Origin of the sequence: Streptomyces sp. NPDC005774, from assembly GCF_042871645.1 — a bacterium.
Lineage (GTDB): Bacteria > Actinomycetota > Actinomycetes > Streptomycetales > Streptomycetaceae > Streptomyces > Streptomyces pratens.
Map to the genome: position 1 here is coordinate 92256 of NZ_JBIAIV010000026.1, position 12004 is coordinate 104259.

Annotated in this window: 11 protein-coding genes and 1 pseudogene; 1 reads left to right on the forward strand and 11 read right to left on the reverse strand. The window is 72.2% G+C overall.

Annotated elements, in window-relative coordinates; translation table 11 throughout:
* Nucleotides 1-8 precede the first annotated feature (8 nt).
* The 8 genes from ACFYQA_RS23190 to mftA all read right to left on the reverse strand — a co-directional run bounded on the left by ACFYQA_RS23190 (nucleotide 9) and on the right by mftA (nucleotide 6947).
* Nucleotides 9-782, reverse strand: coding sequence for an enoyl-CoA hydratase-related protein (locus ACFYQA_RS23190; protein ID WP_388920921.1), 774 nt, complete (start codon nucleotides 780-782; stop codon nucleotides 9-11).
* A gap of 159 nt (nucleotides 783-941) precedes the next feature.
* Nucleotides 942-1538, reverse strand: coding sequence for a mycofactocin system transcriptional regulator (gene mftR / locus ACFYQA_RS23195; RefSeq protein ID WP_388920924.1), 597 nt, complete (start codon nucleotides 1536-1538; stop codon nucleotides 942-944).
* Nucleotides 1535-3136 (reverse strand): mycofactocin biosynthesis glycosyltransferase MftF, encoded by a 1602-nt coding sequence (mftF, locus tag ACFYQA_RS23200; RefSeq protein ID WP_388920927.1) that lies wholly within the window; start codon nucleotides 3134-3136, stop codon nucleotides 1535-1537. Before mftF ends, mftR begins: the two co-directional genes overlap by 4 nt.
* Nucleotides 3133-3990, reverse strand: a complete 858-nt coding sequence (gene mftE, locus ACFYQA_RS23205; protein WP_388920965.1) for a mycofactocin biosynthesis peptidyl-dipeptidase MftE — start codon at nucleotides 3988-3990, stop codon at nucleotides 3133-3135. The genes mftF and mftE overlap by 4 nt, the downstream gene beginning before the upstream one ends.
* A complete protein-coding gene (gene mftD / locus ACFYQA_RS23210) occupies nucleotides 3990-5192 on the reverse strand; it encodes a pre-mycofactocin synthase MftD (protein ID WP_388920930.1) in 1203 nt (400 codons plus the stop codon). The genes mftE and mftD overlap by 1 nt, the downstream gene beginning before the upstream one ends.
* Nucleotides 5193-5268: 76 nt before the next feature.
* Nucleotides 5269-6531, reverse strand: a complete 1263-nt coding sequence (mftC, locus tag ACFYQA_RS23215) for a mycofactocin radical SAM maturase (RefSeq protein ID WP_388920932.1) — start codon at nucleotides 6529-6531, stop codon at nucleotides 5269-5271.
* Complete coding sequence (gene mftB, locus ACFYQA_RS23220; RefSeq protein WP_388920935.1) at nucleotides 6528-6809, reverse strand: mycofactocin biosynthesis chaperone MftB; 282 nt, start codon at nucleotides 6807-6809, stop codon at nucleotides 6528-6530. Before mftB ends, mftC begins: the two co-directional genes overlap by 4 nt.
* 9 nt (nucleotides 6810-6818) lie before the next feature.
* Nucleotides 6819-6947, reverse strand: coding sequence for a mycofactocin precursor MftA (mftA, locus tag ACFYQA_RS23225; protein ID WP_388920938.1), 129 nt, complete (start codon nucleotides 6945-6947; stop codon nucleotides 6819-6821).
* Nucleotides 6948-7319: 372 nt separating this feature from the next.
* On the opposite strand from mftA, the gene mftG reads away from it, so the two are divergent.
* Complete coding sequence (gene mftG / locus ACFYQA_RS23230) at nucleotides 7320-8942, forward strand: mycofactocin system GMC family oxidoreductase MftG (RefSeq protein WP_388920941.1); 1623 nt, start codon at nucleotides 7320-7322, stop codon at nucleotides 8940-8942.
* Between the two features lie 6 nt (nucleotides 8943-8948).
* Here mftG and ACFYQA_RS23235 read toward each other — a convergent pair.
* From ACFYQA_RS23235 to ACFYQA_RS23245, 3 genes and pseudogenes are all read right to left on the reverse strand, one after another.
* Nucleotides 8949-10152, reverse strand: a pseudogene (locus ACFYQA_RS23235) (cysteine desulfurase-like protein).
* 165 nt (nucleotides 10153-10317) lie between these two features.
* Nucleotides 10318-11274, reverse strand: a complete 957-nt coding sequence (locus ACFYQA_RS23240; protein ID WP_388920944.1) for a nitrilase-related carbon-nitrogen hydrolase — start codon at nucleotides 11272-11274, stop codon at nucleotides 10318-10320.
* A gap of 70 nt (nucleotides 11275-11344) precedes the next feature.
* Entirely contained in the window at nucleotides 11345-11749 is a 405-nt protein-coding gene (locus tag ACFYQA_RS23245) for a hypothetical protein (RefSeq protein ID WP_388920947.1), read from the reverse strand.
* Nucleotides 11750-12004 lie beyond the last annotated feature (255 nt).

Here is a 12004-nt window from a genome sequence, read left to right on the forward strand (position 1 = left end):
CCTCCGGATCACTTCCCCGTGTACTGCGGCTCGCGCCGCTCGAAGAAGGCGGCGACGGCCTCCTTGGCGTCGTCGTATCCGGAGAGTTCGCCGGTGAGGCTCTGCTCGAACGCGTAGCCGTCCTTGAGCTCCATGTACTCGATGTGGTTCAGGCTGCGCTTGGCCATCCTGATGGCGACGGGGCTGTGCCGGGCGATCCGCCGGGCCAGTTCGGTGGCGGCGGCGAGCAGTTGATCGCCGGGCACCACGCGGTCGATGCCGCCGTACTGGGCCAGCTCCTCCACCGGGACCATGTCACCGGTGAAGTGCATGCGGCGCACCAGCGCCTGCGGGACCAGGCGCGAGGCGTGCTTGGCGCCGCCCATCGCGCCGACCTGGATCTCGGGGAGGCTGAACCTGGCGCCCTCTGCGGCCACGACCATGTCGCACGAGCCGGCCAGCGCCAGTCCCGTCCCCACCGCGACGCCGTGGACGGCCGCGATCACGGGCACGGGGCAGTCGTAGATCGACCAGAAGGCCTCACGCACGCGCCTCATGCGCTCGCCGGCGTTCTCCGGGTTCATGGTCAGGAATTCGTCGAGGTCGTTGCCGCCGCAGAAGTGCTTGCCGGCCCCGGTCAGGATGACGACCCGCGCGTCCGGGGCATGCCGTTCGATCTCGCCGAACAAGGCCTTGATCTCGGCGTACATCGGCAGGCCGACGGCGTTGACGGGCGGCCGGTCCATCGTGACGGTCGCAACGTGGTCCGTCGTCCGCACGTCCAGGAACTGGAACTCCGACATGTGTGCACTCACCTTCTGCCGGCTTCCGCCCGCCGGTCCGGGTCAACTGGTCGGTCGAGAAAAATCGACCGATCGGTAGAATGGTGACAGCACCTCACCCCGGGCGCAAGCGTTCAGGGGTGCTCCGGTGCCCGGCCGACGGGACGGGACCGGGTCCGGCTACGCCTCTCCGAGGCCGCGTTCGAGCTGCCCGATCGCCGCGTCGAGCAGGTCGCCCAGCTCGGTCTCGTCCTCCGCCAGCCAGTGCTCGTACGCGGCGATCGCCGCGGCGAGGAGGGCGTACCCGAACATGCGGGGCACCATGTCGGAGGGCGACAGGCCCCTGCGCAGCGCCACGTACTCGGTGACGATCGCGCGCCACGCCGCGTAGCGCAGGGTGGCATCGGCCTGGAGCGTGGGAACGGTCAGGATGAGTTCCATGCGCTGCCGGTGCCACGGCACCGACGCGTCGTCGAACCGGTTGAACTCGACGACCGCGTGACGCAGAGCGTCCATGATCGGGGTGCTCGGATCGGTCGCGTTCAACAGGTCACGAAGCCCTGTGAGTTGCTGCGCGAAGTCGCCCCAGACGAGGTCGTTCTTCGACGAGAAGTAGCGGAAGAACGTCCGCCGGCCGATGCCCGCCGCCCCGGCGATGTCGTCCACCGTGGTGGCGTCGAAGCCCTGCCGGGCGAACAGTTCGAAGCCCAACCGCTCCAGGTCGGCCCGCGAGGTGGCGCGCGGGCGCCCGCTCCTGGCCGGCGTGCCGGCGATCACGCCTTTCGTAGGCGACTCCACAGGCGCAACCCTTTCCCGTCGGCCGGCTCCCGTTCCCGTGCCGTACCGCACGTACCGCTCTGCCCTGACAACATACGCCGCCACGGGTGCGGTGCTCCGTCCGAAGCCGAAGCCTTGGCCTCACCCCCGGGCCGCCCCCGACTCCCTGGCTTTCGCCGCGCGGACGCCCGGGCCGGGACGATGCGGGGACGGAGGGCGGCCGTGGAGCGGCCCTTGAGGGCGGAGATCCACACACCGGTGCCGTACGCGAGGTCGTCGAGGCGGCGGGCGATGCCGTACCGGACGGGGTCCAGCCCGGCCTTATCGCGCCGGTATTCGAGGGCGATGTCCACCATGGCCGCGACGGCGGTGGCGCGGCGTACGCGGGGGGAGGCCAGGCAGCCGAGGACGGTGAGCGGCCACCAGTGGCGGGTGAGCAGTGCCGAGCCCTGGGCCACGGCGGACACCGCGCCACCGCCCGTGAGCCGGACCGCGTGCCGGACGGGCTGCCCGGTGTCGCGCAGGGTGTGCGCGATCCGCGCCGTGGCGACGGCGTACAGACCGGCGGCGACCGGCAGGGACCAGCGCCGCTGGGCGGCCAGGGCGAGGACCAGCGCGGCGTTCCAGGGGGCGAGTACGGCGGGGGCGATGTTCTGGGGATGGCGTTCGGCGAGGGGGTGGGCACCGGTGCCGTACTCCGCCTTGCGCCGGAACCAGTCGCGCAGGGTGACCCTGTGTTCGTGGGCGGCCTCGACGGACGGTTCGTAGCGCACGCGCAGACCGCTCCGTGCCAGGCGCCAGCACAGATCGACGTCCTCCCCCACCCGCAGACGGGGGTCGAACCCGTCCCCGAGCGCGTCGACGCGTGCGACGACGCAGGCGCTGGGCACCCAGGACACCGGTGTTCCGGGGCGGACCAAGGCGGGGTCCGTCCCCAGGTCGAGGGAGGAGCGGACCCGTTCGTAGCGGCCGAGCCAGCCGGCCGAGGCGGGGGTGACCAGACCCGTGATCCTGGGCACGGCCAGGGCGACCCTGGGGTCGGCGAAGTGCCGCAGCAGGGTGGGCACGGCGTCGGGCGGCAGGACGACGTCGGAGTCGACGAAGGCGACGTAGGGCGTGGTGACGAGGCGCAGACCGGCGTTGCGCGCCCCCGCCGGCCCCCCGTTGACGGTGAGCGTCAGCAGACGCGCGCCGTGTTCGGCGGCGACGGCGGCGACGGGGCCGGGGCGGTGGGAGGCGTCGTCCACGACGACGACCGGGCTGCCGGCGGGCAGGCCGGCCAGGAGGCGGGCGAGTTCCCGGGGGCGGTCGCGCACCGGGATCACGTACGTGCAGGCCGGGCCCGCCCCGTCGTCGGCACCAAGGGGTGGTGGCAGGGTGTGGACGGCGGGGTGGGCCAGTCCGGTCTCCAGGAGGCGGTCGGCCAGGACGGCACCAGCCGCGTCGCGCACGCGCACCGTACGCCCGGAGAGCAACGGCCGGGCGCGGGCGCCGAGCCGGACAAGGCGGACGGGGCTTCCACCGAGGAGGACCCGGCCGCCGTCGAGGACGCGGGTGGACCGGTCGAGGGTGACCTCGAAGCCGCGGGGAAGCGTCATGGGGCGGCTGCCTTCGTGCAGGCGACGGCGGATGAGGTGGTGGACGTGGCCGTGGGGTGCGCCGGTGCGGACGGTACGGCCGCGGGGTGCGTCGGCGCGGGGTGCGCTGCCGGGTCGAGGAGGCGGCCCCGGTGGTCCGTACGGCCCGCCGCGATGCGGCGTGCGGCGACCGACACCATCGCCTCCAGTGCAGCCCGGCCCTCTTCGGCCGTCGCCCCGGTCGGATCACCGAGCACTCCGGTGGGCGAGACCCCGCGCACACCGCGGGCGACCAGTTCCGGCATGAGGAACGCCAGCGGCCGCGTGTCGCCGGCCACCGCATCGGCGAGGCGGACATCGGCGGGCGCCAGGTGCAGCATCAGGGATGTCTCGGCACGGCCGGCATGCGCGTCGCCGCCGGGTGTCTCGCAGCCGAGCCACGCCACATCATGGCCTTCGCCACGGAGCCGTCCGACCGCCGCGTCGAGCGTGGGCACATTGCCCCCGTGGCCGTTGACCAGGACGACGCGGTGGGCCCACAGCGACAGCGACCGTACGGTCTCCACCAGGACCGCGCGCAGCGCCTCGTGGCCGATGGAGACCGTCCCGGGGAAGCCCGCATGCTCGCCGCTGGCGCCGTAGGCGAGGGTCGGCGCCAGCAGTACGGGACGGCGCCCACGCTGCGCCGTCAGACGCTCCGCCGCCAGCCGCGCCACCGACTCGGCGATGACACTGTCCGTGTTGAACGGCAGGTGCGGTCCGTGCTGCTCGGTCGAGCCGACGGGTACGAGGACCGAGGCTCCGTCCGGCACGCCCGGCCAGACGGCGCGCTCCAGTTCCTGGGGGCCACGCGGTCGCCGGGGGTGGGGCGGCATCACCGGCCGACCGGGTCAGCGGCGCGCGGGGCTCCGGCGACGCGTGTGAAGCCGTCGGGGACGACCAGGTCGTGCGGTGACAGGTCATGCGCCGAGGAGTGCCCGAGGCCCAGCACCGCCGAGTCGAGCCCGCTGCGCAGGATGTCCAGGACGTTCTCCACGCCCGCCTGCCCGTTGGCGGCCAGGCCCCACAGGTAGGCGCGGCCGACCAGGACGGCGCGGGCGCCGAGCGCGAGGGCCTTCGCGACGTCGCCGCCGCGGCGGACACCTCCGTCGAGGAGGACCTCGATGTCGTGGCCGACGGCTTCGGCGATGGCGGGCAGCAGCCGGATGGTGGCGGGTGTGGTGTCGAGGTTGTTGCCGCCGTGGTTGGAGACCGAGATGGCCGACACTCCGGCGTCGACGGCCCGCAGTGCGTCATCGACCCGGGTCACGCCCTTGAGCAGGAACGGGCCGCCCCATTCCGTCCGCATCCACTCGATGTCGTCCCAGGTCGGCGGCTTGGTCTGCATCCATTCGCCGTAGGCGCCGAAGAACGTCGGGGCCGTGCCGCCCGGCGGCTGGAGGTTGGGGGTGGTCAGGTCGGGGATCCGGCCGGATCTGACGAAGGACCACAGCCAGCGCGGGTGCGGCAGGACGTCCGGTACGAACCTGGCCGCCGTCCTGAGGTCGATCGTTTCCGGGATGGACGGGCTGCCCCAGTCCCGGCCGTGGGAGAAGGACCAGTCCAGCGTGGCGATGAGGGCCTTGGCTCCCGCGCTGCGGGCACGCTCCATGCGCTGCGTCATGGCGTCGCGTGTGCCGGTCCAGTACATCTGGTAGAAGACGTTCGGGTTGGCCTCGGTGACCTCTTCCACCGGCTTGGAGGCGAACGAGCTCAGCCCCATGATCACGCCTCGGTTCGCCGCCGCCCGGGCGACCGCCACCTCGCCGTCGGGATGCACGGCCTGCACGCCGGTCGGTGAGATCACCACCGGGAAGGAGGAGGGGACACCGAGCACGGTCGTGGACAGGTCGCGGTCGGCGTGGTGGCCCACGACCCGTGGGGCGAAGCCCAGTTCGGCGAAGGCGCCGGTGTTGTCGTCGAGCGTGCGGCCCCGTTCGGAGCCGGCCACCAGGGCACCGTAGACGGTGCTCGGCAGGTACTTCTTGGCGCGGCGCTGGGCCTCCGCGACGGTCTCGAACCAGGGATTCCTGCGCATGGTGCGGCTCTCTCCTGCGGTAGGGACGGTGACCGGGAACGAACCTGGGGGCTCGGACGGCGCGGCGAAGGCGCCGTCAGTCGCCGCCGCGCGGAAGGCTCGTGCCGGCCAGTGGGTGTTCGTCGCAGTCGCCGACGGGTGGCCGGTCCCTGTCCGGACGGCGGGTGAGGACGATGTCCACGGGCCCACGTCCCCGTGCGGGCGAGGTGCGGTGGGAATGGTCGCCGGAGGGTTTCGGGAGGTGGTCGCGGCCCTTCGGCCGCTCGGCCAGCAGTTGCTCTCCGTACCCCTGGACGCATTCGGGGTCAGGGCCGTCCAGCGGGAGCCCGGTGAAGAACTTCGCCGCCATGCAGCCGCCCTTGCAGGTGTCGTAGAACGCGCAGGAGGCGCACGCCCCGCCGGTCTGCGGCTCGCGCAGGCTCCGGAACAGCTCCGACTCCCGCCACACCCCGGCGAAGCCGCCCGGCCGGCGGATGTTCCCGGCGAGGAACTCGTCGTGGATGGCGAAGGGGCACGCGTACACGTCGCCGACCGGGTCGATCAGGCACACCACGCGTCCGGCACCGCACAGGTTCAGGCCCGGCAGCGCCTGCCCGTAGGCGGACAGGTGGAAGAAGGAGTCGCCGGTGAGCACGGTGTCGCCGTGGGCGACCAGCCAGTCGTACATCTGACGCTGCTGTTCCGGCAGCGGATGCAGTTCGTCCCAGACGTCCGCGCCGCGGCCGGAGGGACGCAGACGGGTCAGCCGCAGTTGCGCGCCGTAGCGGTCGGCGAGGGCCTTGAACTCGTCCATCTGCGGGATGTTGTGGCGGGTGCACACCACCGACAGCTTGAAGTTGGTCATCCCGGCGTCCGCCAGGCTGCGCATCGCGCGCAGTGCCGTGTCGTAGGAACCGGGCCCGCGCACGGCGTCGTTGACCTCGGCGGTCGCGCCGTCCAGCGAGATCTGCACGTCCACGTAGTCGTTGCGGGCCAGCCGCCGGGCGACCTCGGGCGTGATGCGCACACCGTTGGTGGAGAACTTCACGCCCACGTGGTGTGCGGTGGCGTAGTCGATCAGTTCCCAGAAGTCCGGGCGGACCGTGGGCTCGCCGCCGCCGATGTTGACGTAGAAGACCTGCATGGCCTCCAGTTCGTCGATGACGGCCTTGGCCTCCTGTGTGGTCAGCTCTCGCGGGTCGCGCCGACCCGAGCTGGACAGGCAGTGCGTGCAGGACAGGTTGCAGGCGTAGGTGAGTTCCCAGGTGAGGCAGATCGGGGCGTCGAGACCGTGCTCGAAGAGGTCCACCAGGCGTGCGGCGCCGGGCGCGGGCCTCGACTCCTGCGTACTCGCGGTCATGGGGTCCGGGTCCTTTCGACGACCATCGACGACCGGGTGAGTGCGGCCAGGGCCTGCCCGTACCGGGGCAGGTCCTCGTCGTCGACACCGGCCGCCGAGCAGGCGGCCCGTGCGGTGGGTGCCGTCGCCAGCGCCTGCACAACGGCCAGCAGCCTGCGGTCCTTGAGGAAGGTGAGCTTGCGGGTACCGAAGTGGTACAGCAGCGCACCGAAGGGTTCCGGCCGTACCGAGACCTGCGGGTGCAGGTCCCAGGCACGGTCCAGGTTCGGGGTGGTCATGCGCGTGGCCTAGTAGACGCCGCACATGCCGTCGATCGAGACTTCCTCGATCAGGTCGTCGGCCTCGATGAGTTCATCGGGCGACGCGCTCTCGTCGAGGTGGTTCTGCTGGACCTGGCGGGAGTCGAGGTCGTTCATGCGGCTCTCCCTTCATCGGGTGCGGTCGCACGGCTGCGACCGTCAGGGGGGCAAGGGGGTACACGGACCGACAAGCACCGGCACGCAGCTCTGTGCGGGCGGTGTCGCGTGCGCGGGTGTACTGGACGGCGGAGCACTTCGGGGTCGCCGGAACCGCCGACCGTACCTGTGAGCACCAGAGAGTATTGACATGCGGTGCCAAAAGGAAGGTACTGGTGACCGGTATTTCCGCCGGGGCCCGGCCGGTGTCCGCCCCGTGACAGCTCGCTCGCGCCCCGACCTGCGCGAACGTGAACCACCCTGGTACGGGTCGGCCGCAGAAACATTCCCCCGCAGCCACCGCAGTGCCCGCCGTCGCAGAGAGGAGGCACGTTGAGAACCGGTGCCCATGGCCTGTTCCCCGTGCCCCACCGCCGCGGTACGGCTCCCGCCCGGTGCGCCCACGACGTCGTCGTGGTCGGCGCCGGCACAGCGGGTTCGGTTCTCGCGGCCCGGCTGACCGAGGACCCCGACCGCCGCGTGCTCGTGGTGGACGCCGGCCCCCTGCCGCGCGGCGCGGCCGGTTTCGGCCCGGCGCTGCTGGACGCGCGTCTGGTTCCGGGCGCCCGGCCGGGCCATCCGGCCACCCACGCACACCCGGTACGCCTCACACCGGAGCGGCCGTGGCTGGTCCCTCGCGGACGCGTCCTCGGCGGCTCGTCCACCGTCAACGGCGGTTACTTCGTACGGGCCCGGCGCGAGGACTTCGACCGCTGGGCCGCCGCGGGAAATCCCGCGTGGTCCTACGAGAGGGTGCTGCCCTTCCTGCGCGCACTGGAGAACGACCTCGACCACGGTGCCGGCCCTCTGCACGGTGACGGGGGTCCGATGCGTATCCGGCGCGGTCGCCTGGACCATCCGGCCGCCGCCGCGTTCCGCGACGCGGCCCACGCCCTCGGTTTTCCCGACGACCCCGACAAGAACGACCAGGTGCCGCCCGGCTTCGGGCCGGTGCCCGCCAACGTGGTCGACGGGGTGCGCCGTAACACCGGGCTCAGTTATCTGCCGCCCGAGGTGCTCGACCGCCCCAACCTCACCGCCCTCGGCGGCGCTACGGCCCGCCGGGTGGTGATCGAGAACGGCCGCGCCACCGGCGTCGTCGTCGAGCACGACGGTCATCGCTCCGTCCTCGACGCCGACACCGTGGTGCTCTGCGCCGGCGCCCTCGCCACCCCTCACCTTCTGCAGCTGTCCGGAATCGGACCGCGCGCCGACCTCGAACGCGTCGGCATCCCCCTGGTCCGGGACGCCCCCGCCGTGGGCTCCGGCTTCAGCGACCACCCGCAGGTGGTCCTGGAGTGGGCCCCTCGCGAGGCTTGGGGTGGACCGTCCGGCTCCTGGCTCGGTGGGTGTCTGCACCTCACCTCGCCGAGCGGCGGCCCCGTGACGCCGGGCGGCGGGGACGGCCCCGGCGACCTGGAGATCCTGCAGTCGCTGGTGCCCATGTCCCGGCTGACCGGTGGCGCAGGAGCAGCCGGTGACCCCCTGTCCTTCCTCGTGTCCGCCCTGGCCCCCCGTCCCACCGGCCGACTGCGTCTCCGCTCGGCCGACCCCGCCACTCCGTTGAGCATCGATTACGGCTACCTCGGCGACCCCGACGACTACCGCCGCCTCCGGGAGGGCGTGCGCGTCACCGCGGCCCTCCTCGGGAGTCCGCCCTTCGCCGATGTCACCCAGGGACTGGTCGATCCCGGCCGCGAGGTCCTGAACGACGACCGGGCCCTCGATCAGTGGATCCGCGAGCACCTCGGCACCGCCCAGCACACCTGCGGCACGGCTGCGATGGGTCCCGCCGACGATCCCGAGCACGCCGCCGTGGACCAGTTCGGACGCGTCCACGGCGTACGGGGGCTGCGTGTCGCGGACACCTCGATCCTGCCGGACACGCCCCACCGGGGGCCCGCCGCCACCGCCGTCCTCATCGGTGAGGTCATCGCCGACGCCATCCGGCGCTGACGGCTTTCAGGAGCGCGGGAAGTCCGCCAGGCCCTCCACCAGCCTGTCGACGTCGCCGGTATGGGTGTAGGGCGCGAGGCCGACGCGGAGGCCCCCGGTGTCGCCCAGGCCGAGTCGCCGGGAGGCCTCGAGGGCGTAGAAGGAGCCGGACGGCGCGTGGACACCGCGGTCCGCCAGGAACTCGTAGGCGTCCGTCGTGCTGCGGCCGTTGAAGGTCAGCAGCAGAGTGGGGGTGCGATCGGCGGCGTTGGAGTGGACCGTGATGCCGTCGAGGGTGCTCAGCCCCTTGTCGATCCGTGCCCGCAGGGCTTCCTCGTGCTTCTCGAGCGCCTGGAACCCTGCGGCCAGCCGCTCGCACCGGGTGCCCTCGGCACTCGCGTCGAATCCGGCGAGGAAGTCGACGACGGCACGGGTTCCGGCGAGGAACTCATAGGGCGGCATGCCGAGTTCGAAGCATTCCGGCACCGCGTCCGTGGAGGGCAGGAGCTTGTCGGAACGCAGCGTCTCCGGCAGTTCGGGGCGGGCGGCGAGAACGCCGTGGCGCGGACCGAGGGACTTGTACGGCGAGCAGGTGGAGAAGTCCACGCCCAACTGCGCGACGTCGACCAGGGAATGGGCGGTGCAGTGCACGCCGTCGACGTACATCAGCGTCCCGACGCTGTGCGCCGGACGGGAGATCTCGGCGATCCGGGGACGCGTACCGATCAGGTTGGAGACCGCGGTCACGGCGACCAGCCGCGTACGCTCCGACAGGACGGCCTCGATGTCTGCGGGGGCAGTTCCCCGGTGGCCGGGTCGAAGTCGGCCCAGCGAACGGTGACACCCGCCTGGGCGGCCGCCTGCACCCAGGGGCGGATGTTGGAGTCGTGGTCCAGCCGGGTCACAACCACCTCGTCCCCCGGTGACCAGGTCCCGGCGAGGGTGCGGGAGAAGTCGTAGGCGAGCTGGGTGGCGCTGCGCCCGAAGACGATCCCGGCCGGATCCGCGGCCAGCAGGTCGGCCATCGCCCGGCGGCTGTCAGTGACGATGGTCTCGGCGTTGCGCTCCCCCGCCACGCGGTGGCCCCGGTTCGACAGCGGAAGGGACAGGGCGTCGGCGATGGCCTGGATGACGGGCCGGGGGTCTGTGAACCACCGGGGCCGTCGAAGTGGGCGATCCCGGCGGCCAAGGCGGGGAACTGCGCGCGGATGGCGTCGATGTCGTACGTCACGAGAACTCCCGTTCGGTCACTTGCGCGAAGGTGGTGCGGTCGTCAGCGGTCGACGGATCATGGCCTCTTGGACGCCGATGAGGGTCTCGTCCGGCGGCCGCCGGACGTGATGGTGCCGAGCCCTTGGGACACCGCGGTGGATGTCGCCGCCCCGGACGGACGCGATCAGCTTCCGGTCACGGGCGGGTGGGGCGACTCGTCAACGTGGAGCGTGAAGACGTCAGGGCGGGCGTAATGGCCGACGGGGTCAAAGTCGAAGCGCGCTCGGGCGAGGTCGTCGAGGTCGAGTTCGGCCGTCAGGATGCCCTCACCGTCGCGCAGCGGCCCGGCCAGGACTTCGCCGAGTGGGGAGACGATGACCGAGCCGCCGCCGATCAGGACCGTGTCCGGTTCGTCGCCCTGGACGGGGTGGAGGTCGGCCGGCAGGGCGTCGCGACGCAGGTACTGGCAGGCGCTGAGGACGAAGCAGCGGCCCTCCAGGGCGACATGCCGCATGGTGGACTGCCATGCCTCACGGTCGTCCACCGTCGGCGCGCACCACAGATCGACACCCTTGGCGTACATGGCGGTGCGGAAGAGCGGCATGTAGTTCTCCCAGCAGATGGCCGCACCGAGGCGGGCCGTGCCGGTGTCGATGACGGGGAGGGTGGAGCCGTCTCCCTGTCCCCACAGGTAGCGTTCGCCCGCCGTGGGCATCAGCTTGCGGTGCAGGCCCAGGTAGCCGTCGGGACCGAGGAAGAGCGCGACGCAGTAGAGGGTGCCGCCGCTGCGTTCGACAGCGCCGACCACGGCGTGGCAGTCGAGTTCTCGTGTGACGGCGGCCAGTGTCTCGACCTCCGGGCCGGGGATGTCGATGGCCGCGGCGTGGTAGCGGCGGAAGAGGTCGCGGCCCGCCGGGGTGCGGCTGCCGACCGTGATGCCGAAGTCCAGCCCCTTGGGGTAGCCGCCGAGGTACGCCTCGGGCAGCACGACCACCTGGGCACTCCGGACGGCGGCCGCACGGATGAGCTCCTCCGCCCGGGTCAGCGCGGTCGGGGTGTCGAACAGCGGGGCCGCCGCCTGGACGACGGCGACGGTCACGGTGCGACGAGGCTGAGCGGGCGCGACGGGGGCAGCAGTCATGCGTCGACCGTAGGAACCCTCGCACTCATCCGGCAAACTCATGTTTGCGATGATCGACACTGAGAGGTCGTTAAGTTCCTTTTCGGTAGAGGCCCCGTCCGGGCTGGGTGAGGAAGCCTTGGCGGGTGAGGCGTCCGAGGCGGCTGCGGGTGACGTTCAGGGAGGGGCCGTCGGTGGGCATACCGAGGAGTTCGTGCAGGTCCCGGACCCGGAATGCCTGGTCGGGGTGCTGGTTGAAGGCGTTCACGATGGCCTGGTAGGCGGTGGACTGCCCGGCCGACCCGGAGGCGGTTCCGGTCGGTACGAGCCCGGCGAAGACCTTTCTGGCTGCGGCCGGTTCGGCCGGCCGGGCCTCGGTCTCGCCCAGGGCGGTGGCGAGGTGCTCGATCTGCCGGCACAGGTCATCGGCCCCGACCGTGACCCGGTCGTGCCCGGCCTGCAGGCTCGTGAGGAGGCCGGTGATGTCGCTGTTCATGCGGCCGCCACGATCTCCTCGCGCCAGGCCGGGGAAGGCGTGGTGAGGCGGCGGGTCGTGTTCGCGGTGGCCGCCCAGGAGACGCGCGAGGCGGCGGTGTCGGGCCGGTGGTCCTACTCACGCACCACACGGCGGTGGAGCATCAGGGTGCCGTTGACCTGCTCCATCGCCCAGTCACACTGCACATATGGATGGTCTGGACAGTGAGCGGGCGCCGATAATCGGTCGTGAGGGCCTGCTGCGGCTGGCCGCGGT

Excerpts from the sequence above, each read along its gene's own strand:
- mftC (WP_388920932.1), bottom strand. The coding sequence starts at position 6,531 with ATGACCGCGAGTACGCAGGAGTCGAGGCCCGCGCCCGGCGCCGCACGC.
- mftB (WP_388920935.1), bottom strand. The coding sequence starts at position 6,809 with ATGACCACCCCGAACCTGGACCGTGCCTGGGACCTGCACCCGCAGGTC.
- mftF (WP_388920927.1), bottom strand. The coding sequence starts at position 3,136 with ATGACGCTTCCCCGCGGCTTCGAGGTCACCCTCGACCGGTCCACCCGC.
- mftE (WP_388920965.1), bottom strand. The coding sequence starts at position 3,990 with ATGCCGCCCCACCCCCGGCGACCGCGTGGCCCCCAGGAACTGGAGCGC.
- ACFYQA_RS23240 (WP_388920944.1), bottom strand. The coding sequence starts at position 11,274 with ATGACTGCTGCCCCCGTCGCGCCCGCTCAGCCTCGTCGCACCGTGACC.
- ACFYQA_RS23190 (WP_388920921.1), bottom strand. The coding sequence starts at position 782 with ATGTCGGAGTTCCAGTTCCTGGACGTGCGGACGACGGACCACGTTGCG.
- mftD (WP_388920930.1), bottom strand. The coding sequence starts at position 5,192 with ATGCGCAGGAATCCCTGGTTCGAGACCGTCGCGGAGGCCCAGCGCCGC.
- mftA (WP_388920938.1), bottom strand. The coding sequence starts at position 6,947 with ATGAACGACCTCGACTCCCGCCAGGTCCAGCAGAACCACCTCGACGAG.
- ACFYQA_RS23245 (WP_388920947.1), bottom strand. The coding sequence starts at position 11,749 with ATGAACAGCGACATCACCGGCCTCCTCACGAGCCTGCAGGCCGGGCAC.